This window comes from Rhodococcus sp. P4_E4, from assembly GCF_056401575.1.
In genome coordinates this window covers 197,101-222,417 of sequence record NZ_JBFUJB010000004.1, presented here as the reverse complement: position 1 = coordinate 222,417, position 25,317 = coordinate 197,101, and the positions used below count along the sequence as shown (strand labels likewise).

General features: G+C 61.5%; 24 protein-coding genes, 1 tRNA gene and 1 pseudogene. 21 read left to right on the top strand and 5 right to left on the bottom strand.

The window, feature by feature from the left end; translation table 11 throughout:
* Positions 1–54 precede the first annotated feature (54 nt).
* Positions 55–145, top strand: a tRNA-Ser gene (locus AC1DVN_RS07140).
* 226 nt (positions 146–371) lie between these two features.
* Here the strand turns inward: AC1DVN_RS07140 and AC1DVN_RS07135 are convergent.
* Entirely contained in the window at positions 372–545 is a 174-nt protein-coding gene (locus tag AC1DVN_RS07135) for a hypothetical protein (RefSeq protein WP_003943953.1), read from the bottom strand.
* A gap of 243 nt (positions 546–788) precedes the next feature.
* Between AC1DVN_RS07135 and AC1DVN_RS07130 the strand changes: the two genes are divergently transcribed.
* The 3 genes from AC1DVN_RS07130 to AC1DVN_RS07120 all read left to right on the top strand — a co-directional run bounded on the left by AC1DVN_RS07130 (position 789) and on the right by AC1DVN_RS07120 (position 2,285).
* Positions 789–1,472, top strand: coding sequence for a YceI family protein (locus AC1DVN_RS07130; RefSeq protein WP_019746487.1), 684 nt, complete (start codon positions 789–791; stop codon positions 1,470–1,472).
* A 123-nt stretch (positions 1,473–1,595) separates the two neighbouring features.
* Positions 1,596–1,946 carry a YidH family protein gene (locus AC1DVN_RS07125; protein ID WP_256064761.1) on the top strand — a complete coding sequence of 117 codons (351 nt, stop codon included), beginning with the start codon at positions 1,596–1,598 and terminating at the stop codon, positions 1,944–1,946.
* The gene (locus tag AC1DVN_RS07120; RefSeq protein WP_029254269.1) at positions 1,947–2,285 is read left to right on the top strand and encodes a DUF202 domain-containing protein; all 339 of its coding nucleotides are present in this window, start codon (positions 1,947–1,949) and stop codon (positions 2,283–2,285) included.
* Here the strand turns inward: AC1DVN_RS07120 and AC1DVN_RS07115 are convergent.
* On the bottom strand, positions 2,251–3,192 hold the full coding sequence (locus tag AC1DVN_RS07115; protein WP_080910545.1) for a sterol desaturase family protein: 942 nt from the start codon (positions 3,190–3,192) through the stop codon (positions 2,251–2,253). The genes AC1DVN_RS07120 and AC1DVN_RS07115 overlap by 35 nt on opposite strands.
* Positions 3,193–3,320: 128 nt before the next feature.
* On the opposite strand from AC1DVN_RS07115, the gene AC1DVN_RS07110 reads away from it, so the two are divergent.
* Positions 3,321–3,776 (top strand): RrF2 family transcriptional regulator, encoded by a 456-nt coding sequence (locus AC1DVN_RS07110; RefSeq protein ID WP_003943908.1) that lies wholly within the window; start codon positions 3,321–3,323, stop codon positions 3,774–3,776.
* 12 nt (positions 3,777–3,788) lie between these two features.
* On the opposite strand, the gene AC1DVN_RS07105 is transcribed toward AC1DVN_RS07110, so the two are convergent.
* Positions 3,789–4,898 (bottom strand): GGDEF domain-containing protein, encoded by a 1,110-nt coding sequence (locus tag AC1DVN_RS07105; RefSeq protein ID WP_477993646.1) that lies wholly within the window; start codon positions 4,896–4,898, stop codon positions 3,789–3,791.
* Positions 4,899–5,148: 250 nt separating this feature from the next.
* Here AC1DVN_RS07105 and AC1DVN_RS07100 point away from each other — a divergent pair, with 250 nt between their 5' ends.
* The 5 genes and pseudogenes from AC1DVN_RS07100 (at position 5,149) to AC1DVN_RS07080 (ending at position 12,729) form a co-directional block, all read left to right on the top strand.
* Positions 5,149–5,778: a TetR/AcrR family transcriptional regulator gene (locus AC1DVN_RS07100; RefSeq protein ID WP_007731646.1), complete on the top strand. Its 630-nt coding sequence runs from the start codon at positions 5,149–5,151 to the stop codon at positions 5,776–5,778.
* Positions 5,779–5,849: 71 nt separating this feature from the next.
* Positions 5,850–8,162: pseudogene (locus tag AC1DVN_RS07095) on the top strand (MMPL family transporter); the annotation flags it as partial.
* Positions 8,163–8,253: 91 nt separating this feature from the next.
* The gene (locus AC1DVN_RS07090) at positions 8,254–9,987 is read left to right on the top strand and encodes an ABC transporter ATP-binding protein (protein WP_021332868.1); all 1,734 of its coding nucleotides are present in this window, start codon (positions 8,254–8,256) and stop codon (positions 9,985–9,987) included.
* Positions 9,984–11,915: an ABC transporter ATP-binding protein gene (locus tag AC1DVN_RS07085; RefSeq protein WP_477993645.1), complete on the top strand. Its 1,932-nt coding sequence runs from the start codon at positions 9,984–9,986 to the stop codon at positions 11,913–11,915. Before AC1DVN_RS07090 ends, AC1DVN_RS07085 begins: the two co-directional genes overlap by 4 nt.
* Before the next feature lie 70 nt (positions 11,916–11,985).
* Positions 11,986–12,729, top strand: coding sequence for an IclR family transcriptional regulator (locus AC1DVN_RS07080; RefSeq protein WP_007731643.1), 744 nt, complete (start codon positions 11,986–11,988; stop codon positions 12,727–12,729).
* A 5-nt stretch (positions 12,730–12,734) separates the two neighbouring features.
* On the opposite strand, the gene AC1DVN_RS07075 is transcribed toward AC1DVN_RS07080, so the two are convergent.
* A complete protein-coding gene (locus AC1DVN_RS07075) occupies positions 12,735–13,916 on the bottom strand; it encodes a multidrug effflux MFS transporter (RefSeq protein ID WP_058038203.1) in 1,182 nt (393 codons plus the stop codon).
* A gap of 7 nt (positions 13,917–13,923) precedes the next feature.
* On the bottom strand, positions 13,924–14,775 hold the full coding sequence (locus AC1DVN_RS07070) for an alpha/beta fold hydrolase (protein ID WP_046377785.1): 852 nt from the start codon (positions 14,773–14,775) through the stop codon (positions 13,924–13,926).
* A gap of 101 nt (positions 14,776–14,876) precedes the next feature.
* Between AC1DVN_RS07070 and AC1DVN_RS07065 the strand changes: the two genes are divergently transcribed.
* From AC1DVN_RS07065 to AC1DVN_RS07015, 11 genes are all read left to right on the top strand, one after another.
* Entirely contained in the window at positions 14,877–15,362 is a 486-nt protein-coding gene (locus AC1DVN_RS07065; RefSeq protein ID WP_007731639.1) for an FAS1-like dehydratase domain-containing protein, read from the top strand.
* Positions 15,359–15,757 carry a hotdog family protein gene (locus AC1DVN_RS07060; protein WP_046377786.1) on the top strand — a complete coding sequence of 133 codons (399 nt, stop codon included), beginning with the start codon at positions 15,359–15,361 and terminating at the stop codon, positions 15,755–15,757. Before AC1DVN_RS07065 ends, AC1DVN_RS07060 begins: the two co-directional genes overlap by 4 nt.
* An 81-nt stretch (positions 15,758–15,838) precedes the next feature.
* Positions 15,839–17,128: an aromatic ring-hydroxylating oxygenase subunit alpha gene (locus tag AC1DVN_RS07055; RefSeq protein ID WP_046377787.1), complete on the top strand. Its 1,290-nt coding sequence runs from the start codon at positions 15,839–15,841 to the stop codon at positions 17,126–17,128.
* Positions 17,129–17,250: 122 nt separating this feature from the next.
* Positions 17,251–18,594 carry a M20 family metallopeptidase gene (locus AC1DVN_RS07050; RefSeq protein WP_477993644.1) on the top strand — a complete coding sequence of 448 codons (1,344 nt, stop codon included), beginning with the start codon at positions 17,251–17,253 and terminating at the stop codon, positions 18,592–18,594.
* Positions 18,594–19,550 (top strand): DODA-type extradiol aromatic ring-opening family dioxygenase, encoded by a 957-nt coding sequence (locus AC1DVN_RS07045; protein WP_007731630.1) that lies wholly within the window; start codon positions 18,594–18,596, stop codon positions 19,548–19,550. The genes AC1DVN_RS07050 and AC1DVN_RS07045 overlap by 1 nt, the downstream gene beginning before the upstream one ends.
* Before the next feature lie 30 nt (positions 19,551–19,580).
* The gene (locus tag AC1DVN_RS07040) at positions 19,581–20,453 is read left to right on the top strand and encodes an alpha/beta fold hydrolase (protein ID WP_021342536.1); all 873 of its coding nucleotides are present in this window, start codon (positions 19,581–19,583) and stop codon (positions 20,451–20,453) included.
* A gap of 109 nt (positions 20,454–20,562) precedes the next feature.
* Positions 20,563–21,519, top strand: a complete 957-nt coding sequence (locus AC1DVN_RS07035; RefSeq protein ID WP_477993643.1) for an NAD(P)-dependent oxidoreductase — start codon at positions 20,563–20,565, stop codon at positions 21,517–21,519.
* A gap of 204 nt (positions 21,520–21,723) precedes the next feature.
* Positions 21,724–22,707 carry an ABC transporter substrate-binding protein gene (locus AC1DVN_RS07030; protein WP_046377789.1) on the top strand — a complete coding sequence of 328 codons (984 nt, stop codon included), beginning with the start codon at positions 21,724–21,726 and terminating at the stop codon, positions 22,705–22,707.
* Positions 22,704–23,567 carry an ABC transporter ATP-binding protein gene (locus AC1DVN_RS07025; protein ID WP_007731623.1) on the top strand — a complete coding sequence of 288 codons (864 nt, stop codon included), beginning with the start codon at positions 22,704–22,706 and terminating at the stop codon, positions 23,565–23,567. Before AC1DVN_RS07030 ends, AC1DVN_RS07025 begins: the two co-directional genes overlap by 4 nt.
* Positions 23,564–24,400, top strand: a complete 837-nt coding sequence (locus AC1DVN_RS07020) for an ABC transporter permease (RefSeq protein ID WP_021342537.1) — start codon at positions 23,564–23,566, stop codon at positions 24,398–24,400. The genes AC1DVN_RS07025 and AC1DVN_RS07020 overlap by 4 nt, the downstream gene beginning before the upstream one ends.
* Before the next feature lie 13 nt (positions 24,401–24,413).
* The gene (locus tag AC1DVN_RS07015) at positions 24,414–25,199 is read left to right on the top strand and encodes a class II aldolase/adducin family protein (protein ID WP_477993642.1); all 786 of its coding nucleotides are present in this window, start codon (positions 24,414–24,416) and stop codon (positions 25,197–25,199) included.
* Positions 25,200–25,317: the final 118 nt, after the last annotated feature.

The window sequence follows — 25,317 nt, the reverse complement described above, 5'->3', positions numbered from 1 at the left end:
CCGCTCCACCTGGCGATTTCGGCCACGGGCACTCCATCCGGTAAAGTCACCAACGGTGGCGTGTCCGAGCGGCCTAAGGAGCACGCCTCGAAAGCGTGTGACGGGTAACCCCCGTCCGAGGGTTCAAATCCCTCCGCCACCGCCAAAGCTCCCCACCTGTTCACGCAGGTGGGGAGCTTTTTTGTATGGTAAACCTGGCGTGCGAGCGCTGACGACCGTCAGGACGGACACGCTCCGACTGGACCATCGGACGACCGGCCAGTCCGCCATTCGGACGAGGACAGCGCTGGACTTCGGAGGAGATCGGAAGCCGCACTAAGTCTTATGGGGGAGGGGCCGTCCTCCGGTGGACATTCACAGGTTGACGAAGTTCAGGAGCGGCGAGCGATCCACTCTGCAGCGGCGGCATCGATGTCCTGCTTCAGCTTCTCGAAGAACGAGGGTGGCGGGGTAGGGATCAAATCTGCTGCGGTAGTGAGGGATCGACTGAGGGCGATCCGACGCTCGCGTAACTCGTCGTCGGTCAGGAGCGTCAGGTCCGCCATTGCGAGCCCCCCCGATCGGTGTGATTCGTGTTTCGGGCAGACCGTGCGCATCGGGATCGATGCATGATTCGATGCGCACGGCCCAGGCACTCCAGGCTGGGGGCCGGAATGCAAAACCACTTTACCAAATGATTACTAATGGCTGCGGGTGTGCCCGCTTTCGGTGTTCGTGGAGCGCTTTCACAGGGTTCTCCCAGGTCGTAAGTCCTGACAATCGTTGAAGCTGCAACTATCGTCGAACCCATGAAAAAGATCTGGTGGATCGGCGGAGCAGTAGTTGTGGTCGTACTCGCCCTGCTTGTGGGGCCGTGGGCGTACGGGAAATTCATCGCTGAAGACGATGCGCCGGCGGCCGTGGTATCCACTCAGGGCGCAGAAGCGGCGTCCGGATCGATCGACGGGCAGTGGACCGTCGTCGCCGGGCAGGGGGACAACCAGACGGCAGCGGGATACACCGTGCACGAGATTCTGAACGGATCGAGTGTGACCGTCGTCGGAACCACGGGCGAGGTGAGCGGAAACGCGGTTGTCGAGGGTGAAAAGCTCACTTCAGGCGAAGTGACGGTGCAGGTGGCAAGCATCAAGACCGACTCGGATCGGCGCGACGGCCAGTTCACGGGCAATGTGATGGATACCAGCACGTATCCGACGGCGACGTTCACGATCGACTCGCCGGTGGACTTGGCTGCTGTGCCGACGGACGGAACAACGGCGACGGTCACGGTGTCTGGCACCTTGACTCTCAAAGGTCAGTCCAAGCCGGTGTCGGTCGACATGACCGTGCTGCATTCGGGTGATTCGCTGATCGCATCGGGCTCGATTCCGGTCACCTGGACCGATTTCGGAGTTGAACCCCCGTCCCTCGGTTTTGTCACCGTCGACGCCAGTGGATCGGTGGACTTCCTCGTCTCACTCGCCGCGAGCTGAATTACGTCTACCCGATTCGCACTGCTTCGGGGCGGGCAGGGAAGATTAAGGACATGACCTTCCTTTCTTGTTGTCCGTTCCGAAGGCAGTGTGTGATTTCTGCCCGGACGGAATGAACAGGTGATGCCCCGGTGGAGACCGTTCCGAACGGGTGAAGACCCCGATCCACGGTTCACTCTCGCCAATGAGCGGACGTATCTGGCCTGGATCCGCACGGCGACGGCCTTTGTCGCGTCGGGCGTCGGACTCGAAGCGTTCGGCGGCGACATTCTCAACCCGACGGTTCGTGCCGGCTTGGCAGCGTTGTTACTCGTCGGCGGCGCTCTGATCGCCATCACTTCTTTTGTTCACTGGATCAGCGCCGAGCGAGCACTGCGTGCTGAGCGCTCGTTGCCGGTACCGCTGATGGCGCCGGTGGTCGGCATCTTGCTGGTGATCTGCGCGACCGTCCTGGTGGTCGAGGTCGTGAACTGATTGACCGCGCTGGAACCGTCGGAAGGTGTCAAGCCTCCGGACAAGGGCTTGCAGTCCGAGCGCACATCGCTCTCGTTCGTACGGACGAGTCTGTCGATCCTCGGCTTGTCTGCCGCCTGTTTGAGATGGTTGCCGCCGTTCGGTTCGCTAGCACTGATCGGCCCGTCCCTCGCTGCCGTGCTTGTCGTGGCGGTGACGGTCTACGAACGTCGGTCGCGGCCCAGGCGGTTGGCCCAGTTCTCAGCCGAAAAGGCAACGCCAGCTTTGGGTATGGGTGCAGCTCTCGCGGTCGCCCTGCTCCTGCTCAGTGCGACGGGGCTGTGGATTCTGTTGAAGTAACCTCGGCTTTGGGTGCCCAGCCGGGTGGGCCGAACACGTAGCCTGCGCGCTGGCGCCACGACTTCGACGCTTTCCAGTCGCGAGCGATGGCAGCGTATTCGCGTGTTTGGAGCTTCCAGATGTTGTACGTTCCGACCGGCGTCGTGAGTCCGTAGGTGGGCCGGTGGGTTTCGGCTGCGAATGTTCCGAACATCCGGTCCCAGATGATGAGGATTCCGGCGTAGTTGCGGTCGAGGTACTCGGCGTCGGACCCGTGGTGGACGCGATGGTGCGACGGCGTGTTGAAGATGAATTCGATGGGCCGCCAGAGTTTTCCGACACGTTCGGTGTGGACGAAGAACTGGTAGACGAGGCTGACGGAGAAGCCGACGAACACCATCCACGGCGGAATCCCGAGGAACGGCAACGGCAACCACATGATGATCTCACCGCTGTTGTTCCACTTCTGCCGCAGTGCGGTGCTGAAGTTGAAGTACTCACTCGAATGGTGAGCCTGGTGTGTGGCCCAGATGACTCGAACTCGGTGCGCGATGCGGTGATACGCGTAATAGAGGACGTCGATTCCGAGCAGCAGGATCACCCAGGTGTACCAGGCCGTCGGCGAGAGGTGCCACGGAGCGAGGTACACCCAGATTGCGGAATAGCCGATCAGCGCCAGCACTTTCCAGAAGGTGCTCGTTGCGATCGACACGAGTCCGAGCAGAACGCTGGTTCTGGCGTCGACGCTTCGGTAGCCGCCTTCCGCGGGTCGTGCGCGTCCGTCGGCGTCGTCGGGATGATCCTCGAGAGCGCGGGCCGCGAACCATTCGATTGCCAGGAAGATGACAAACGCGGGGATTGCGAGCGTGACTGGATCATGGAGCGGTTCGAGAAGTGACTTCCATGATTCGAGAAGGGTTTCCCACACGCGATTTGTCCTGTTCTCTAGCTTCGATCGTTACATCATGCATCAAAATGTAACGTCACGGAACCCTTTGCGGCGAAGAACTCGCAGGTTTGTTGCGACTATTCATAGAACGATGGTAGGAATTGCCGGTGCATATCACCGCGAAGGTGGACTACGCCGTGCGGACTCTGGTCGAGCTCGCGGCAGTAGGTCCTGACCCGGCCAAGGCCGAGTTTCTCGCCAAATCCCAGGTCATACCCCACAAGTTCCTGGAAGCGGTGCTCTCGGACCTGCGGCGCGGCGGCTTGGTCAACAGCCGTCGAGGCCCGGACGGGGGATACTGGCTCGCTCGGTCCGCGGACGAGATCACGATTGCAGACGTCATACGAGCCGTCGAAGGACCGCTTGCTTCGATTCGGGGTCAGCGACCGGAAGACGTCGACTACGGGGGGCCGGCGACGCCCCTCAAGGAGGTGTGGATTGCAGTGCGCGTCAACCTCCGTGCTGTGCTCGAAAATGTCACACTCACCGATGTTGCAGGTGGAGAGTTGCCCGAGTTCATTCACGAACTGACGGCAGATCCCGAGGCGTGGAATCGGCGCTGATACAGCCCGGTTTCAGGGTGCCCGTCGACGTGGAACAGTCATAGGAGCAGTGTTCGCAGTGTTGCCTCCCGCGGATTTTGCGTCGTACATCAGATGATCGGCCGCAACGATTGCTCGGGAGAACTCGTTGTAGTCGAACTCTTCCTGATGCGGGATGAAAGGTAGCGTCGCTGCTCCGACGCTGACCGTGGCCAAGGGGTCGTCGGAAGCGTTCACGACGGCTTTGGGCAGTGTCGCGATTCTTTTGCGAAGTCCGTACGGGGTGCCGATCATCACAACGGTGAACTCCTCGCCGCCGGTGCGCGCGGCGTAGCCGAAACCGTTCACATGCTCCTGCAGGCGCGTTCCTGTCCGGATGATGACGGCGTCACCGACTTCGTGACCGAAGGTGTCGTTCACAGCCTTGAACTTGTCGATGTCGACGACGGCAACAGCAATGTCGGCACGATTTGCCGACGCGACCGACCAGATACGCTCCGACATGTCCCACAGCCCTCGCCGGTTCAGGAGTCCGGTGAGTGCATCCACCTTGGATCCCGTTGCGCGCGAGAGTAATTGCCGCCAGGTGAATTGAATGGTGGCCGGAATGAAGATCACGGCACACAGTACGACGTCGGTGCGTGCAATCACGCTGGTTGCCGAGTAGTCGCCGTTCGTCAGGCCGAGCACGGTCAGGGCGATGACAAACGTCGTGGCAAAGGCGAGGTGGAATGCCAGCCAGTGGCGGTCGAGAAAATAGGTGAAGTAGGCGCCGGTGGCCACAAAGAGTGCCGCGCCGAAAAGGGCGGCGTTATGGCTGTTGAAGGTGATGAGAATCGAGGCCGTTCCGAGATCCGCCCACAGACCGTAGAGCTTGAGCATGCGTGAACCTCTGATTCGGCCGACAAACCAGAGAATCGTGGGGATCAGGTTGACGGTCGCAATGCCGACGAGCCAACTGCGCGCAAACGGTCCGTCCGGGCCCTCTCCGCTGAGGAGAAACAGGAACGCCACGATCGAGAAATTGAGTGAGCAGAATCCGATGGTCAGACGGACGAGACGTAGTACGGAGCCTCGTCCGGACTTCGATCCCCACAGCATTACCGTGGACGAAACCGGCCAGGTATGCAGGAGCGGGTCCATCAGATTCCTTCGCCGAGCACATTGCGGTTAATTCACCGCAAAGTATGTCAGGCCATGTTGATTCACGCGTCAACTTGGCAGTGGGCGTCACGCCGTGGAGCTGCTCACAACTCTCTCTGTCGCGCTGTTCAGGCATTTGCCGTGCGTGAGTGTGAGGTACGCCTCGAGTTTCCGCGCTGTGTGTTCGATCGCACAATATTGCAGACCTCTGCAAAGTTGCAGAGCTCTGCAAGTTGGGTACCGTGTTGGAGTGATCATCGAACAAGGCCTTCGCGACCGCAAGAAGGCAGCAACCCGTGCCGCACTCAGTGGCGCGGCAGCACGGCTCGCTCGTGCGCTGGGGATCGAATGCGTCACCGCTGACGCGATCGCCTCCGAGGCCGGAGTGTCGACGAGGACGTTCCACAACTACTTCTCCAGCAAGGAGGAGGCAGTGCTCGCCAGTTTCGAGGAATCGGTGAACCTGTGGATCGAGGCGCTTGCGTCGCGGCCCGCGGACGAACCAATTCTCGACGTCCTCGAAGAACTTGTGGTCGAAATCGTGAACGACTCAGGTCCGAGTGGGAGTGAGAAGGCAAGTATCTGGCTGCTGTCGGATTCGAGTCCCGCGCTCTACCGGGATGCCGCAGACATGCATCAGCGGATCAACCGTGCAGTCGTTCAGGCATTGGCGGAACGCACCGGTACCGACGCCGAGAAGGACCTGTACCCGACGCTCCTCCTGGGAGCGGTGGGCGGAGCCGCTAAATCGGTGATCGACGTCTGGACTGGCGGAAAGTCGGAGGCTTCCAGTCCGGAGGAGTTGGTTCACGACGCTTTTCGGCAGATTCGTGCCGGATTGCCCGCGCCGCCGCCCGCCCCTGAGATGTCGCGTCCCTGAGATGTCCCGTCTCTGAGCCCCACACGTAATACCTGTCCACGTACACGCACCGAAACAGCAAGGAGCCCGTCGTGGCCACCTATCTTTATCGGATCGGCAAGTTCGCCTACCGGCGAAAAGGCGCGGTCCTCAGCGTTTGGCTGATAATCCTGGTCCTGATGGGCGTCGGGGCAGCCACTCTGTCCGGCCCCACCAAGGATTCGTTCTCCATTCCGGGAACCCCGGCACAGCAGGCGCAAGACCTGATGGCGGAGCGTTTTCCCGACGCGCCCAACCCGATGGATTCGCTGAGCGCGCGATACGTAGTGCAAGCTCCGGCGGGCACGACGCTGGCCGATCCGGCGAACGTCAAGGCCATGGACGACATGCTCGCGAGTATTCGTGGCATCGACAAGGTCGCCGACTCCGCCAAGGTGGACCCGGCGACTGCCACTCCGGAACAGGCCGCGAAGGCGTTGGTCAATCCGGTTACCGGCAACGACTCCATGGTTGCGATGTTCAAGGAAAAGGCTGCTGCGGCTGGAACTTCCGAGACGCAGGCCGTGGACGACGCGCGCGCGTTGTCGCCGCTCAGTGCCGACGGCACGGTCGGGTACGTCGAGGTTCCGTTCAGCGGTGACTTCGCCGATCTCGATCAGGCGTTGCGTGATTCGATCAACTCCGCAGCCGATGTCGGTCGGGCCGAGGGACTCAACGTCCAGGTCAGTGGTTCTGCTGCTCAGGAAGCGGAGATGCCCGGTGGTGTCACCGAGCTGATCGGTATCGCCGTTGCCGCTGTCGTTCTGGCCATCACGTTCGGTTCGCTTGTGGCCGCGGGGCTTCCGCTCCTGACCGCGATCATCGGTATCGCTATCGGCAGCCTTGGAATCACGGTTGCCACCGGATTCATGGATCTCAGTTCGATGACTCCGACGCTGGCGATCATGATCGGTCTGGCCGTGGCGATCGACTACTCGCTGTTCATCATGTCCAGGTTCAGGCATGAGCTCACCCTCACCGACAACCGTGCCGAAGCAGCAGGTCGCGCCGTCGGAACTGCCGGTTCCGCAGTGGTATTCGCCGGTTTGACAGTCATCATCGCGCTCGTTGCCTTGCGTGTCGTCGGCATCCCGTTCCTCTCGGACATGGGTGCGGCAGCGGCCTTCACCGTGCTGATCGCGGTACTGATCGCATTGACCTTGCTGCCCGCGATCCTGGGTATGTTCGGACGCAAGGCTTTTGCCGGCAAGATTCCCTTCCTCAGCAAGCGTGCGGAGGAGTCCGAAAACAATGATTCAGGCAAGCCGAAGCTGGCTCTGCGCTTCATCACCGCCGTCGTTCGTCGTCCGCTCGTGCCGCTGATCGGTGGAGTAGTTCTTCTGGGCGCATTGGCTCTGCCCGCAACGGGATTGAGCCTGGCATTGCCGTCGGAGGCCACCGGTGACCCGGCGACCAGTGCGCGTCAGGCGTACGACCTGATCGACGAGGGCTTCGGTGACGGCCGCAACGGACCGCTGATCGCGGTTGTCGACGCCAAGGATGCCAGCGTCCCCGCCGGGGAGGCCTTTGCGGAGGTCGTCTCGACCATCTCGAGCTTCGGTGACGTCCAGAACGCACAGGTCGTCGGAGTCAACGAGGCCGGCAACACCGCGCAGGTACTGATCACTCCGAAGAGCGGACCGACCGATCCGGCCACGATGGATCTGGTGGGCAGCCTCCGCGGAGCAGAAGCGGGACTCAACGATTCGATCGGCGTCAGCTACGGCATCACCGGTCAGACCGCACTCGAAGGCGACGTCTCGGACACGCTGAAGGATGCATTGGTGCCCTACCTTGCCGTAGTGGTCGGCCTTGCATTCATCTTGTTGCTCTTGGTGTTCCGCTCGATCCTGGTTCCGCTGACCGCGACGCTCGGCTTCCTGCTCAGCGTGCTCGCGACATTCGGTGCGACGGTGGCGATCTTCCAGCACGGTTGGTTGGGCATCATCTCGAACCCGCAACCGCTCGTGAGTTTCATGCCGATCTTCCTGATCGGCGTGGTGTTCGGGTTGGCGATGGACTACCAGGTGTTCCTCGTGACGCGTATGCGTGAGGAGTACGTCCACGGTGCGAGCGCGAAGGAGGCCGTGACAATCGGCTTCAACCACGGTGCCCGCGTGGTCAGTGCGGCCGCGGTCATCATGATCTCCGTGTTCGGTGCCTTCATCGCAGAACCGAACTCGTTCATCAAGTCGATCGGATTCGCGCTCGCCGCGGCGGTGTTCTTCGACGCCTTCATCGTGCGCATGGTGATCATCCCGTCCGTCATGGCACTGCTCGGCGACAAGGCGTGGTGGCTGCCGAAGTGGCTGGACAAGATTCTGCCGAACGTCGACATCGAGGGTGAGAAGCTCAGCAAGGCCCTGCGTGACGAGGTTAATAAAGGCGCACAGCTGTTTTTGTGTATCGAAATATCCAGCGGCACATGTCGGCCAGGATTGGTAACCTTCGCTCACTATGCTGATCAGGCTGCTGCGCACTTATCTGACGCCGTACCGGGGTGAACTCACGGGCGTTGTCGTCCTGCAGTTTATTTCGACTATGGCGGCCCTTTACCTTCCGAGTCTCAACGCCGACATCATCGACAACGGCGTGACCAAAGGCGACACCGGCTACATCCTCTCCACCGGCGGGATGATGCTGATGGTCACGCTGACGCAGATCCTGTGCTCGGTGGGTGCCGTCTTCTTCGGAGCACGAGTCGCCATGGGCGTCGGGCGCGACCTCCGAGCGTCGGTGCTGCATCAGGTCGGGACGTTCTCGGCCAGGGAAGTCGGGCACTTCGGTGCGCCTTCGCTGATCACCCGCAACACCAACGACGTCCAGCAAGTACAGATGATGGTCGTGATGAGTTGCACCATCCTCGTCATGGCGCCGATCATGTGTATCGGCGGCATCATCATGGCTCTGCGCCAGGACCTGAATCTTTCCTGGATCCTCGGGATCAGCGTCCCGCTCCTCGTGGTCTCGATGGGTTTCCTGATTGCCCGGATGGTCCCCGGATTCCGGGTCATGCAGGGCCGCCTCGACGCCGTCAACCGTGTTCTTCGCGAACAGATCACGGGCATCCGCGTCGTCCGAGCGTTTGTACGGGAACCGTACGAGGTAGAGCGTTTCGGCGACGCCAACCGCGAACTGACGGAGACTGCACTCGGCGTCGGCCGCCTCATGGCACTGATGTTCCCGCTCGTGATGCTGATCAGCAATGTCACCAGCGTCGCGGTCATCTGGTTCGGTGGCCATCAGATCAACGAGGGCTCGATGCAGATCGGCTCGCTCACCGCGATGCTCAGCTACATCATGCAGATCCTGATGGCCGTCATGATGGCCACCTTCATGGCGGTGATGCTGCCGCGTGCGTCGGTGTGCGCCGAACGTATCTCCGAGGTACTCGACACCGATTCCTCGGTGATTCCGCCCGAGAATCCTGTCCTGGAGTTGAAGGACCCGGGCGTCGTCGAGCTTCGTGGAGCTCAGTTCCAGTTCCCCGGAGCCGAGGAGCCAGTGTTGCGCGACATCACCTTCCGCGCCGAACCAGGCAAGACGACGGCGATCATCGGCGGCACCGGGTCGGGAAAGACCACTCTGCTCAACCTGATTCCGCGTTTGATCGACTCCACCTCCGGGTCGGTATCGGTGGGAGGAGTCGACGTCCGCGACATCGACACTGAGCTGCTCTGCTCGGTGATCGGTCTGGTCCCGCAGAAGCCGTATCTGTTCTCCGGCACTGTCGCCACCAATCTCCGCTACGGAAACCCCGAAGCTACCGACGAATGGCTGTGGGAGTGCCTCGAGATCGCCCAAGCTGCCGACTTCGTCCGCGCCATGCCAGAAGGCCTGGACACACCGGTGGCACAAGGCGGTACGACGGTATCGGGCGGTCAGCGTCAGAGACTCGCCATCGCCAGAGCGTTGGTGCGTAAGCCGCAGATCTATCTGTTCGACGATTCCTTCTCGGCACTCGACCTCACTACGGACGCAAGGCTGCGTGCGGCGCTCCGGCCGGTCACGCAAGACGCCTGCATAGTCGTTGTCGCGCAGCGTATCTCCACTATCGTCGAGGCCGATCAGATCATCGTGCTCGACGACGGCGCCATCGTGGGGATCGGCACGCACGACGAACTCGTGGTCAGTTGTCCCACCTACGGCGAAATCGTCGCCTCTCAGCTAGCCGTACAGGACGCATCATGAGTAATCGACCGACTTCCTCGCCTCCCATCGGCCCGCCCGGCGGCGGCGATCCCACCAAGAAGGCCATGAACTTCGGCCCTTCGCTCAAGCGTCTCCTCGGTCGCTTGAGCCCGGACAAGCCGATCGTCATCCTGATCTTCGCTTTGGTGACGGCAAGCGTCGTACTTTCCTCGATCGCGCCGAAGATCCTGGGAAACGCCACCAATCTGATCTTCGACGGCATCGTCAGTAAGCAACTCCAGCCGGGGACGACAAAGGAACAGGCTGTCGAAGGATTGCGCGCTTCGGGGCAGGGTCAACTCGCCGACATGGTGTCCGGCATGGCCGTTGTGCCCGGAACCGGAATCGATTTCGACGCCGTCGGCAAGGTCTTGATGATCGTGCTGCTGCTGTTCGTCTGCGCGTCGCTGTTCAGTTGGCTGCAGGCGTATCTCCTCAACATCGTGGTGCAACGGACCGTTCGCCGGCTGCGTGAGGACGTCGAACAGAAGATTCATCGACTTCCCTTGCGGTACTTCGATACCCATGCCCGCGGTGACGTACTCTCGCGCGTGACCAATGACATCGACAATGTCGCGCAGAGCTTGCAGCAGACGCTCAGCCAGTTGGTCATGTCGGTGATGACCGTCCTGGGCATTCTGGTGATGATGCTGTGGATCTCACCGTTGCTCGCCCTGATTGCAGTGGCAACTGTTCCGCTGTCGATCATGGTCACGGCGTTCATCGCGAAACGTTCGCAGAAGCACTTCGTCGCGCAGTGGAAGAGCACCGGCGGAATCAATGCACAGGTCGAGGAAGCCTTCAGCGGTCACGAGTTGGTCAAGGTGTTCGGCCGCCAGCACGAGGTCGAAGAGCGCTTTCGCAAGCAGAACGAGGATCTGTACGAGTCGAGCTTCAAGGCGCAGTTCATCTCCGGTCTGGTCATGCCGGCCGTGATGTTCCTCGGCAACCTCAATTACGTTGCCATCGCAGTGGTGGGTGGTATGCGCGTCGCATCCGGAACGATGACGCTCGGCGACGTGCAGGCGTTCATCCAGTACTCGCGTCAGTTCACCCAGCCGCTCACGCAGATCGCGTCGATGACAAATCTGCTGCAGTCCGGCGTCGCTTCGGCCGAGCGGGTCTTCGCGCTGCTCGACCAAGAGGAGCAGTCGGAGGACCCGAAGAGTGCGAAGTCGCCCACGGTCGACAAGGGTCGCGTCAAGTTCGAGAACGTCACCTTCAGTTACAAGCCGGAACAGCCGCTGATCGAGGACCTGTCCCTGACTGCCGAGCCGGGCCAGATGGTTGCGATCGTCGGACCCACCGGCGCCGGCAAGACCACCCTCGTCAACCTCATCCTGCGGTTCTACGAACTCAATTCGGGCCGAATCACTTTGGACGGCATCGACATCGCCGACATGACGCGAGACGATCTGCGCTCACGGATCGGCATGGTTCTGCAGGACGCGTGGCTGTTAGGTGGAACCATCCGCGAGAACATCGCCTACGGCAAGCCTGGTGCCACCGACGAGGAGATTCGTCGTGCGGCCGAGATGAGCTACGTCGACAAGTTCGTGCACTCTCTGCCTGAGGGTTACGACACGGTCATCGACGAGGAAGGCAGCAACGTCAGTGCAGGCGAGAAGCAGCTCATCACTATCGCCCGCGCCTTCATCTCGCAGCCGTCCATCCTGATCCTCGACGAGGCGACCAGTTCGGTGGACACACGCACCGAACTGCTGGTCCAGAGCGCCACCGCGGTTCTGCGCAACGACCGCACCAGCTTTGTCATCGCGCACCGTCTTTCGACAATTCGTGATGCGAACCTGATCGTGGTGATGGAGGAAGGCCGCATCGTGGAGCAGGGGAGCCATGAGGCTCTGCTCGAATCCCGCGGCGCGTACTTCCGTCTGTACAACAGCCAATTCGTGGGCGCGGAGATCTGATGCCTCAGTAGACTGGAGCAGACTTGGTCCGCTGGGTGGACCACATTCTGTGTACTGGAGGCGCTCGGCGATGCATTCGTTGCTGGGGAAAGCGCGCCTGATACTCGATTCCTTCGATGCGGATTCGGGTGCGCTGTCGCTGACCGAACTTGCGAATCGGAGTGGTGTTGCGAAGGCGACGGTGCATCGAATAGCCGGTGAACTGGTGTCTCTTGGTCTACTGGAACGGGTCGGAACCAAGTACAGGTTGGGGTTACGGCTCTTCGAACTGGGGCAGTTGGTTCCTCGTCAACGTATTCTGCGCGAGGTGTCCTTGACGTATGTGCAGGATCTTCACGCGGCGACCCGGGAGACGGTTCACCTCGCGATTCGCGACGGCCTCGATGTTCTGTACATCGACAAGATCTCCGGTCATCACGGGGTGGACCTGCCGTCGCGGGTGGCTGGCCGGCTGCCGATGTATGCCACGGCAACCGGCAAAGCGATACTCGCGTACTCACCGGATTCCGTTTTTCGAGCGGTGACAGGCAACGGATTTGTCGAGTTCACCGATCGGACGGTGAACTCGGAAGACGGGTTACGTAGGCAACTCGACGCTGTTCGTTCGCAGCAGTTGGCGGTCGAGACCGAAGAGGTTCGCCTGGGAACATCGAGTATCGCTGCCCCGATCTTCGGTGGACTTGGTGAAGCAGTTGCCGCGATCGGTGTGTCGAGTCCGCGGTATCGAATGGATACCGAGCGTTTTGCCGAACCGTTGCGCGCGGCGGCCGAAGGGATCAGCCGGAAGGTATCGGTTCTCGAACGCTCGGCATAACCGTTTTATCGACGCACGCAGAGCAGCGCGATCACGCCGAGAACCGAAGCCCCGGTCATGGAGATGGCCACGGCAAGACTGGTGTTGCCGAGAAGGCCGACGATGGGCGCAACCACAGCGGCAGCGCCGAACTGCGCAAATCCGATCAGCGCGGCTGCTGAGCCTGCGGCTTCTCCGTGACGGGACAGTGCAACCGCCGGTGCGTTGGGCATGACAAAACCCGTTGCGCAGAGCATCAGCAGGATGGGGACGGCAAACCCGACGAATCCCCACGAGTCGGTGGCGGCAACAACAACAAATGCAGCGCCGACGGCACTACTGCCCCACATTGCCCAGATCGTGATGGAATTCGGCGACCACCGGCCGAGAAGCACGACGTTGAGCTGGGACGAACCGATCAAAACGACGGCGCCGCCGGCAAAGGCAAATCCGTATGCGGTGGCGCTCAGTCCGAACTGTTCCTGCATCACGTAGGACGACGCGGCGATGTACGACCACAAAACGCCGCGGCCGAGACCGCACACGAGCACCAACACCATGAAGTGGGCATCCTTGCCGAGCGCAATGTAGTTTCGCGCGATGGCGCCGATGCCCTTGCCCGACCGATTCTCGGGTGGAAGTGTTTCCGGCAGCGATACTGCCGCGAGTGCGATCATCGCGATGCCCAGGATGAAGAGAGCGAGAAAGACTCCGCGCCACTGTGTTACGGACATCAGTGCCCCGCCGATGGAGGGGGCCAGGATGGGCGCTACGCCCATGACCAACATCAGCCGCGAAAGTACAACTGCCGCATCGTGTCCGGTGAATAGATCACGAACGATTGCCATCGCGATCACGCCCGTCGCGGCGGCGCCGAAACCTTGAAGGGTTCGCAGCGCAGTGAGGACTTCGATGGACGGAGCAAAGAAGCAGGCCAACGACGCGCCGACGTGAATTACTGTGCCCACGAGCAGGGGACGTCGACGTCCGTAGATGTCGGACAGTGGGCCGATGAGCAACTGGCCGAAAGCCAGACCCAGCAGTGTGCCCGTCAGGGTCAGCTGAACCATCGTGTCCGACGTGCCGAATTCCTGCGTGATCTGTGGCAGCGCAGGAAGATACATGTCGACGGTGAACGGCCCGAGGGCGGTGAGAATTCCGAGAAGCAGTACCAATCGGATCCGTGCACCGCCCGTCGGGGCGATCACCGTTCGTTCAGTTGTGCTGTTGGTCAAGGAAACCCGAAACTACACTGTAGTAGTCGTATGGTCGTTCTTCCTGAAGATGATGCGACGCCTTGTCCATGATGTAGAGATGGCCATGGGGAATCATCCGCGCCAGCATGAGCGGGTAGTCCGGGGTGAGGAATGCGTCGTGCATGCCCCAGGCGAAGAGCGTCGGCGCCTGGATCTGGCCGAGTTCAGCTGTGAGATCCTGCCAATCGCCACGAGGTGAGTCCGCCGAGGCAGCCAGGGCCATTTCTTCGGGGTCGAGACTTTGCTCGTATCGCATCTGGAGGGTTTCGGCGGGCAACTTCGATCCGTCGAACCATTCGAGACTGGTGATCAAGGTGCGGAGTTTTTCGAGGGTGGGGCCGGTGCCGCCGTAGTAGAGGTCGCGGGCGTTGCGGCCACGCCGGCCATCCTCGGGGAGCGGCGCGAGTGGACCGTAGAAGACGGGCATGCTGCCCGTGATCACCAGGGAGCGAACGCGTTCCGGGTACTTTGCCGCAAGATTGAGCGCTATGGTGCCGCCCCACGAGTTGCAGACGAAGTCTGCGCGTTCGATTCCGAGTTCGTCGAGCAGGGCAACCATCTTGGCGGCGTGGAAGTCCCACATTGGGCCGGCGATGGTGCACTTGTCGGACCGACCGTATTGCAGCAGATCAACGAGAATCGCTCGTCGATCCGAGGCGAAGAGCGGTGCCACCGGCCCGAAGTCGGACCACGCAGTGCAGCCGGGGCCGCCTCCGTGCAGGAAAATCGTGGGGTCGCCCTCGCCGAGGTCGTAGTAATGGAATGTGACGCCATCTGCTTTGGCGTACAAGCTCTTCGGTTGATCAGCCATGGCTATACCTGACCTCGAGGTGAGCGGTATGGGAAGTATCGCGGTCCGGCAGGCGAACCCGGTTCGTGGCTGTGAGACTTCCGAATGCCTAGCGTGCTGGCATGAGAACAGAACTCGAGCACGCGCGTGATCGCGCGGAGGCGATGATCGGTACGCGGGAAACGCGAGAGTTGGGAACGGTGCGTCCGGCGGAGTCGGTTGCGTTTGCGGTTGCCACCGCCGAGACGGACCCCCGGTTTCTCGACCCGGAGCACCCGGCATTTGCCGTCCATCCGATGTATCTGCCTTCGCTTTTGCGAGGACCGCAAGGTGGCTCCGATCGAGAGTACCGAGCAGACGGCATGTTCCGTGACGAAGTGCCGGGCACAGACGGTATCGACGTGCGCTTGATGGCCGGCGGGCAGAGTGTGACTTTCTTGCGACCGGCCCCGCTGGGTGAGGCTGTCGTCGTAGGGCGAGTACTCGATACCGTGACGACCAAGGGCCGGGCTCCGGACGAGTTTCTGCTGCTCTCGGTCACCAAGACTTACCGGGGTGCGCAGTCCGGCGCATTTGCCGAGGTCGTCGAGAAGTTCATCGTCCGATGACCGAAACAGTAGTCGTGGGCACGCCGATCGAATCGGTGACCTTGGTCTGCGATCCGGTTCGGATCCTTCGATTCGGGGCGTCGACGCACAATTCGCACCGTATTCACTACGACGCCTCCTATGCGCAGACGGAGGGGTTGTCCGCACCGGTGGTCATGGCCCAGTTGCAGGGCACGCTGTTCTTTCGTGCCGCGTCACACTTTGCCGGTGGATACGAAGGAGTTGTGTCCGTCTCCTGGCAGAATCGTGCGCCCGCGCCCGTCGGAACCACACTCGAGGTGTCGGGTGAAGTGTCCCAAATCGACAGTGACCAACTAACTTTGGCAATGCGGGAGCATTCGGACAATGGCGTGCTGTGTGCCGTCGGAACCGCTGTGGTGGTCCGGGTCTGCTGAGCGAACCGAATCCATTGGCGTAGACCGCAATCTCACCCAAGATCTGTTTCATTCAACTGTTCAGTGTCGAGAGGACTTCACATGACTGGTGTCGAGGCGTCGGAAGCCACGTTCGCGCTGCCCGAGCGGCCACGAGCGGCCGGTCGGCAGGATTGGACGGCATGGCCGGGTTACAACGCAGCCGGCAGCGGATACCGCGGTTACTGGTACCCGGTCACGTGGTCGAACCACATCACCAAAGACCCCAAGAGCTTCACCATCTGTGGTGAAAAGCTGGCGATCATCCGCGACGCAGGCAAGGCATATGCCCTGCACGATCGGTGCCCGCACCGCGGCGTTCCGTTGTCCGAGGGCGATCAGCAGTTCCCGGGAACCGTCAGCTGCCCGTACCACGGCTGGACGTACCGGCTCACCGACGGCAAGCTGGCCGCGGTCATCACCGACGGTCCGGATTCCAAGATCTGCGGCAAGCTGAACGTCCAGACCTATGCGATCGAGGAGCGACTCGGTCTGGTGTGGGTGTACATCCCGATCGCCAACGAGCCGGCGCCGTCCATCGACGACCAGTTGCCGCGTGAGCTGGTGGAGAACAAGGGTATCGTCGGTGGTCGGATTCAGCCCCGAGAAGGCAACTGGCGCTTCGCATGTGAGAACGGTTTCGACGAGGGACATGCGAAGTACCTGCACCGCACCGCATTGTGGCGTCTGTTCAAGCCGATGCCCACGTGGAACATCACGAGCATCGTTCCGGAGGGACGCTGGATCTACCGCGTGCAGGAAGAGGTGTACTGGGAGGCGGAATTCCCGGGCGTGGGAACCTGGACGAACAAGCGGTGGTGGAAGAAGAAGCCGGACGAGACCCAGATTTCGCAGATCGGAAACGTCGGCGCCGGCCTGGATGTCAATCCTGTGATCGCAGCTCAGAACTTCCCCGGTTTTGCTTCACTGTCCATGCCGGGTGTCCTGCGCATCGCGTACCCCAAGTTCATTCACTACGAGTTCTACGTCCCGGTGGACGAAGACAACCACAAGTACGTCGGCCTCATGGTCAACTTCGTCTCCGGCGCAGCAAAATTGGGCTTCTACGCCAAGTACCTCGGCGCGATCCGCTGGCTGTTCCACGGTCAGTTCTCGGGTCAGGATGCGTGGATGGTCGAGGTCACCGACGCGCCGCCGGAGAAGCTGTACCGACCGGACGTGTCGCTGACGACGTGGCGAAATCTGGCAGAGGAAGAGTACGCCGAGAAGATCGCCGACGCGGCCAAGCACACCCCCAAGGCGCCGGTCAGGCCCACCCGAGAGCGCCGGACGCCAACGTCCCGCTCGGCCCCTGTCGCCGACGCTCAGATTCCCACCGGCACCAGCGAATAGGAGAGATACATGTTCAAGATTCTGACGGCTGTCGCTATCGGTGCCGCTGTTGCAGTGGCAATTCCCAAGCTGTGGCAGCTGGCCGGCGAGCGCAGCAATACTCAGGTACATCAGGTCAATCCATGACCACTGCGAGGGCCGACGCTCTCGCAGGCCTAGGCGACGAGCGCCGGGAATGGGTCGAGCGAGCCTACGCCCATGTCGATCGTGCGCGATTGCGAGATCTCGCCACTTCGGTGGTGAACATTCCCAGTCCGACGGGTGACGAAGCACCGCTGGCCCGCCACATCACGGCGGTCCTGGCAGCGTCGGGCATCGAGGCCCACACAATGGATCTCGATGATCGGCAAGCGAACTCGTGGGGAAGGCTCCGCGGTGACGGGTCCGGACCGGACCTGTTGCTGTATGCGCCGATCGACACCGTCACGACGGGCGATCCGGCGGAAGACCTGCCGTGGGTGGGAAACGAGCTGCGAGCGGATCTGACGCCGCACGCCCAGTTCGACGAGAACTACGTGATCGGATTAGGTGCGTCGAACCCCAAAGGCCACGCCGTCTGCATCGTCGCAGCGGCCGAAGCAATTGCCGCAGCTGGCATTCCGCTCCGCGGTGACCTGGTACTCGGATTCGGCGCCGGCGGTATGCCGACCAATGCCCGGCCCGGTGTCGGAAACCCCCGACACAACACCGGCCAGGGCGTCGGCTGCTCGTTCCTCCTGGAACAGGGAGTGTGGGCGGACTGCGCGCTGATCGCCAAGCCCGGCTGGACGGTTTCCTGGGAAGAAGTGGGCCTGGCCTGGTTCGAGATCACGGTGCACGGTCTGCACACCTACGTCGGCTCGCGCCACCGGTTGCCGTACCGCAACGCGATTACCGCCGCCGGCGAGGTGGTCGCCAAGTTGGAGGAATGGTTCCCGAAGTACTCGGCGGCGCATCAGGACGGTTTGGTTGCGCCCCAGGGGATCGTCGCCAACATCCGCGGCGGGTGGGAGCGAACAGCGTCGTTCACCCCCGAGCAGGTGCGCCTTACCGTTGATCTGCGGCTCAGCCCGCGGACGACGCCCACCGCAGCCAAGCGTGAACTCAAAGCTGTCGTGGCGGAGATCGCACAATCGCTGGATCTACAGATCGACGTCGAACAGGTTCTTGCCATCCCCGGTGAGGGTTCCGACCCTCGAATGTGGTTGCGCCGCGCCGCAGTCGACGCGTGGGAGGCTGCCGAAGGAGAGCCGCATCAGGACTTCTTCGACGCCAGTGGAGCCACCGACGCAAACATCCTGCGCAGCCGCGGCATCCCGACGATTCGGGTGGGTATGCCCAAGGTGGTCGACGCACCCTTCGAGGTGGACTTCGCGATGGGGATGAACACTGTGGATCTCGCTGCGGCGGAGAGATTTACGAAGTATCTGATCCGAGTGGTCCTCGACACCGTCACCCGCTCGCTCGAGGAAGTAGGAATCGACTGATGGCGAAGATAGTTCTGGGTATCGGTGCCTCCCACAGCACCTTGATGAACACCCATTGGGAAGAGACGACGCACAAGGCGGAGGCCGAACGCTTCCGGGACGCGCTGTATCTGAGCCGGGAGAAGATCGCGGCGTCGAAACCCGATGTTGTCTTGATTCTCGGCTCCAACCACTTTCGCGGTTTCTGGCTGGATCTGATTCCGGCGTTCACTCTCGGCGTCGGAGAGTGCATTTCCAGTGGCGAGTCAGGAACACCCAAGGGGCCGCAACGGGTCGACGTGGAGTTCGCCAGGCACCTTGCAAACGAGCTGATCGAAGGTGGCCGGTTCGATCTTGCCTACTCGGCGCGATTGCAGATCGATCATGGTCAGTCTCACGCGATTCAGTACCTTCTCGACGGAATCGATGTTCCGATAGTTCCGTTGGTGGTCAACGTATTCGCGCCGCCCCTCCCGACGTTCAAGCGATGTGAGGAAGTGGCGAAGGCCCTGCGGGATGCCGTTGCGTCGTATCCGGCGGATACCCGGGTCGTGGTGATCGCGTCCGGCGGATTGTCTCATCGTCTGCCCTGGCCGGACTGGCGTGATCCGCACGGTGAGGACGAGGATTTCATGGTTCAAGCCTGGCTGGACGGCCGGGAGAACTGGTCCGACTACGACGTCCGGCGACGCCAGATCATCCGCGCAGCCGATGCCGCGATCACTCCGGAGTTCGATGACCGAATTCTTGATCTGTTTGCCAGCGGCAAGGCAAGTGAGCTTGCCGAGTTCACGACGCAGCAGATCGAAGACGAGGCGGGCAACGGTGCGCAGGAGTTGCGGACCTGGCTCATGATGGCCGCGATGCTCGACTACGTTCCGGGTGAACGCCTTGCCTACGAAGCGATTCCCGAGTGGCTCACCGGTATGGGTGTCACGATTCTCGATCCAGCTGGAACAGACAGCGCAACAACATAATCTGCACCTTCAGTAAAGGAAGTTTCTCTGATGACAATCTGGAACGAACTTGCCGGGCTCGATTTCGAGTTGACGACCGTCGACGCCGGCGGTGTGCCCACGCGCTCTCTGCAGGCAGGATCCGGTGACGAGGCCGTGATCTTCCTGCACGGCACCAGCGGACACCTCGAGGCATTTGCACGCAATATTGCACCGCACGCCGAGTCTTACCAGGTTCACGCGATCGACATGCTCGGCCATGGTTACACCGGCAAGCCTGACTACCCGTACGAGATTCCGCGCTACGTCGAGCATTTGGTGAACTACCTCGACGCGGTCGGACTGGACCGTGTGCACTTGGTGGGTGAAAGCCTCGGTGGTTGGGTCGCTGCCTACCTGGCCAGCGAGCAGCCCGAACGTGTTCTGTCGCTGCAGTTGCTGGCAGCAGGCGGAACAGTCGCGAACCCGGTAGTCATGGAGCGCATCAAGACGTCGACCGCGAAGGCCGTCCAGAGCGACGACATCGAATTGACCCGCGCACGTATGCAGTTGCTCATGCATGATCCCGCCGATGCAACCGAGGAATTGGTTCAGGCTCGTCACCGGATCTACCATCAGCCTGATTTTGTCGCCAACATCCACAACCTCCTTTCCTTGCAGGAGATGGAGGTTCGCCAGCGGAACCTGCTGCGCCCGGATCGAATGGCACTCATCAAGGCGCCGACTCTTGTGGTCTGGGGTCAGGAAAATCCGTTCGGTGATGTTCCGGAAGCGAAGAAGATGGCCGAGGATATTCCGGGCGCTCAGCTCGAACTCTACTCGGAGTGCGGTCACTGGCCGCAGCACGAGCAGGCAGCGAAGTACAACCCGCTGAGCCTCGAGTTCTTGGCAAAGGCATCAGCCAGCGCGAAGGCAGCTATCTGAGAAGTTCCTGCCAAATATACTGCTGCGTAATGGAGCCGGTCTCTCGATTGGGAGGCCGGCTTCCGCGTTTTCGAAGGTACAGTCATCGTCTTACAGCGAAGGAGTTCTCGTGAAGAAAGTACTTCTGCTGACGGCCGACGCCGACAACGGACTCGGTACCGCAATCCGTGACGCCGTCAGGGGTGAGGCGGAGGTAGTTCGATTACCTGAGCGCACCACGGGGGCGCTCCGTGCGGAGTTGCCGACATGCGACGTCGTGGTGGGGGACTGGAGTGGTGATCTGCCACTGGGCAAGGAGGAAGCAGAGCTCGGCCGGAATGTGCTCCTCGTCCAACAGCCTGGTGCCGGAACCAATTTCATCGATGCCGAAGCCTGGCGCGCCGCCGGAGTTCCGGTGGCGAATACTCCCGGTGCAAACGCGAATTCGGTTGCGGAGTGGGCAGTGCTCGCGGCAGGTGTGTTGTGCCGCTACATGTTCTGGGCGCACAACGAGGTTACCGATGGTCGATGGCCACAGGAATCCATCCTGACGCGCGATTGCCGCGATCTGGCGCAGCGCCGGGTCGGCGTCGTAGGTGTCGGTTCGATCGGCCGCCGGTGTGCAGAATTGTTTGCCGCCTTCGGTTGCGACGTCTACGTCACCGCGCGTTCGAGACCGCGTGACACTGTGGCTGCGACGTTTGTGTCACTCGACGAGTTACTGCCTCTCGCGGATGTCCTGGTGCTGGCCGTCCCGCTTACGGAATCAACTCGGGGACTGATCAATTCCCATCGAGTTGCGCAGTTGCCCACCGGAGCGATCGTGGTCAATGTGGCGCGCGGCGCTGTCGTCGACGACGCGGCATTGGCGCGTGCCTTGCGTTCCAGGCATGTCGGCGGCGCTGCCCTCGATGTGTTCGACGTTGAACCACTACCGATTTCGAGCCCGCTCCGTGGATTCGATTCGACCCTCCTGAGCCCGCACGTCGCCGGCGGCAGCGCCGGAGCGCGTGCGTCGATCTATTCGATGACGGCGCAGAATGTCGCCAGTGCGCTGCGCTCGCAGACAATTCGGTGGACATTGTGATTCGGTGGACATTGTGATCGAGGGCCGTGTTACCGAAGTATTTCGGTCCGCACGTTCCTCCAGGTGCAGTGTTTCGCCGAGGTAAGTTCCTGTCCCCGGTCCGCACGGTGGACCCGGTTGGTTCTCGGGTGTAGGTACACACAGCTAGGTTTGCTCTCCACGACCCGCAACTGCGGCACAGATCACAAACAAAGGTGTGAGTAGATGGCCTCGCTGTCAAAGTTTGGAAGGACTGCTCTTGTTTCGGCTGCGCTGCTGCTGACCGTTGCAACCGGCGCATGCAGCCGCCCGGCGACGCAAAGCACAGCTGATTCCGCCGGAAGTGGACCACTGCGTATCGCAGTCGGAATCGATGCTTCCTACGCTCCGTTCTTCGTAGCGGATCAGGAAGGCATGTTCGACGCTGCCGGTTTGGACGTCGAACTCGTCCAGTTCGGTCGTGGTGGCGAGGCCGTCGACGCACTCTCGACCGGGCAGGTCCAGATCGCCGGTAGCTCCGATACGACAACGATCGCCCAGTTGCGTCAGAATCCGTCGTTGCGCGCGATGTACTCGTACGAGGCGTCGGGTGACTACATCAAGGTCGTGCTGCGTAACGGTGTCGACTCACCGGCTGCGATCAAGAAGATGGGCATCGTCCCGGGTCTCAGCCAGATTTCGACGGACAAGTACCTCGCTGCCAACTCCATTGCCCCCGGTTCGGTCGAGATGATCTCGGCGACCCCGACGGACATGCCCGCACTGCTCAGTCGCGGCGACATCGACGGGTTTGTCCTGTGGGAGCCGTGGCCGGCCACCGCCCTGGATCAGGGAACCGGCCACGTGGTGGCAGTAACCGGAGACTACGGCTGGTTCTATCATCATTGGGCGATCACGACGGCTCCGTGGTTGTCGTCCAACGAAGAGACAGCGCGAACCGTCGCGAAGGTGCTCGACGAGGCAACGCGCAAGGTCGAGTCGGATCCGGGCGTGGCAGCGTCCGCGACCAAGGCGGCTGTGAACGTCAGCGAGGATCAGACTATTGCCGCGGTGGACGAGATCGACTTCGCCGTGGTGAATCTCGAAGCTGCGGATGTCGAGTCGGCTCAGTCGATCGTAGATTTCTACAAGTCGATCGGTGTTCTCAGCGACCAGCCGGATCTCGAATCGGCAATGCTTCTGGATTGGTACAAGGATGGTGCACAGTGAGTATCGCAACAAGTGGTTCAACGACCAGCTCGACGAATAGCGCGGGGACAGCCGGCCCCGGCAAGAAGAACACCGGTGTTGCCATCGACGTGGTCGACCTCGGAATCAGCTTCGGCGCGGCGGAGATCGTCGCCGGAATCGACATGCACGTGCAGCCAGGTGAATTCGTCTGTCTGCTCGGTCCGAGTGGCTGCGGCAAGTCGACGCTGCTGTCGTCCATGGCCGGCTTCGTGGAACCCAGCGCCGGCGAGATCGTGTGCGACGGAGATGTCGTCGCCGGCAGTAACCGCCACGCCGGCATGGTGTTTCAGAGCTCCGAAGCGTTGTTCGAATGGATGACCGTGAGCCAGAACGTGGCCTACGGCCCCAGGATGCGTGGAGCGAACCGCAGCGAGCAGGCGAGTATCGCGGCCGAGTACCTCGCGATGGTCGGCTTGCCCCACGCGGGTGCGAAGTTCCCCTCGCAGCTGTCCGGCGGTATGCGGCAACGTGTTCAGATCGCACGAGTTCTTGCCAACCAGCCGTCGTTGGTTCTCATGGACGAGCCGTTCGGTGCGTTGGACGCTCAGACTCGTCAGGTTCTGCAGACCGAACTCGACCGTATCTGGCGGCACACCCGCTGCACCGTGGTATTCGTGACTCACGATATCGACGAGGCACTGACGTTGGCTGACCGTGTGATCGTGATGTCGGCCGGCCCGCGGGCCCGGATCAAGAGCGTCTACGAGGTCAATGCGGCTCGTCCGCGAGACCGCAACGATCCCGAGGTGATCGAGCTCTACGAGAAGCTGCGGGACGACATTCGGGCAGAAGTGGTTGCGTCGCTGCGGAACCAAGGCATTGAGGAGGACGAGCTGTGACGGCTGTAGTGACCGGTGGTTCAGCCGGTGTGAGAACAGCGAAGGTGGCGCAGACAAAAAAGCGTTCGTCGGCGCGGCGATCCAAGATTGTCAAAGCGACGCTGATGTATGCAGCCTCAGCGGCAATCGGTTTGGGCATCTGGTCGTTCCTGGCGTGGTGGTACGGGCCGACCACCATTGCATCACCGGCCGAAGTATGGTCGGCGGCACAGGAACTGTGGGAGAGCGGCGTTCTGTGGTCGTCGATCACCGCATCGGGTCAGCGAATTCTCATCGGCTGGTTCCTGGGTGTCGTGATCGGTGCTCCCGTCGGAATTCTGATGGGCCGCATTTCCATCGTGCGACAGCTCCTCGATCCGTACATCGAGTTCTTCCGGTTCATTCCGCCTATTGCGTTTGTCACTCTCGCCGTCGTCTGGTTCGGCATCGGTGAGACGTCGAAGGTTGTTCTGATCTTCTACACCTCGGTATTCATCGTCACGGTCAGCACGATTGCCGCGACTGTAGCGATCAGCGAGAACAAACTGCAGGCAGCGGCAAATCTTGGTGCCAACAAACTTCAGATCATGAAGACGGTGGTCTTGCCGTCGTCGATCCCCGGCATCGTCACGGGCGCTCGCCTGGCGATGGGCAACAGCTTCCTCACCATCGTGTCGGCGGAGATCGTCGCCGCCGACCAGGGTATCGGTTCGATGATCTGGCAGGCTCGAAACTACGGCCGGATCGACTGGACGTTCGTCGGCATCATCGTCCTGGGCATCATGGGCTTCATCTTCGACCGGATTCTCCGCATTCTGTCCTCGCGGTACCTCGCCCGTTACGGCGTCAAATAGTCAGGAGCGCAGCATGAATCACCCGCTGAGCATTGCCGAGCAGGCCGGAATTCCGGGACCGCCCGAGTTCACCGATATCGAGAGTGAGCGGCGTCGTCGCAAGACCGCTGTCATCGGCGGGTATCGGATTTTGTCGAAATTCGGTTTGGACGAGGGAATCTCGGGACATATCACCGCCCGAGACCCAGAGGATCCGGAGACTTTCTGGACTGCGCCGTTCGGGCGGCACTTCTCCCAGGTTCAGCCGGAGGAATTGCTGCATGTGGCGTCGGACGGCACGGTCATTTCCGGAGACGGACCGCTCAACCGAGCAGCGTTTGTCATCCACAGCAAGGTTCACGAGGCTCGTCCCGACGTCATCGGAGCTGTTCACGCTCACGGTTTGAACGGTAAGGCGTTCTCCTCGCTGCACACCCGCCTCGCGCCGATCACTCAGGACGCGTGCGCCTTTCACGAGGATCACTCGATCTACGAGGAGTATCACGGGGTGGCGCTGGACGAAGAGGAGGGGATTCGCATCGCGGATGCCCTCGGATCGAACAAGGCCGTGATCCTCACCAACCACGGTCATCTGACCGTCGGAACTTCCGTGGAGAGCGCAGTGTGGTGGTATGTGTCGATGGAGCGGTCGATGCAGGCGGAGCTGACGGCGCGAGCCGCCGGTGATCCGGTTGTCCTGCACGAGAAGATCGCGGCGCAGACCTACGAGGCAGTCGGCACCGAGAAGGTGGGGTGGTTTGCGTACTCGACCATCATCCAGAAGATCGCAGCAGACGAACCCGAGGTATTCGCGCACTGAATTCTTCGCGCACTGAATTCTTGCGAGCATTGGGCCCGTAGACCGAGAGGTCGGCGGGCCCTTTTCGTGGTGTCCCGCAACTGTTACCGAGGTCTGTTGAGCGGACCGGTTTCATTTG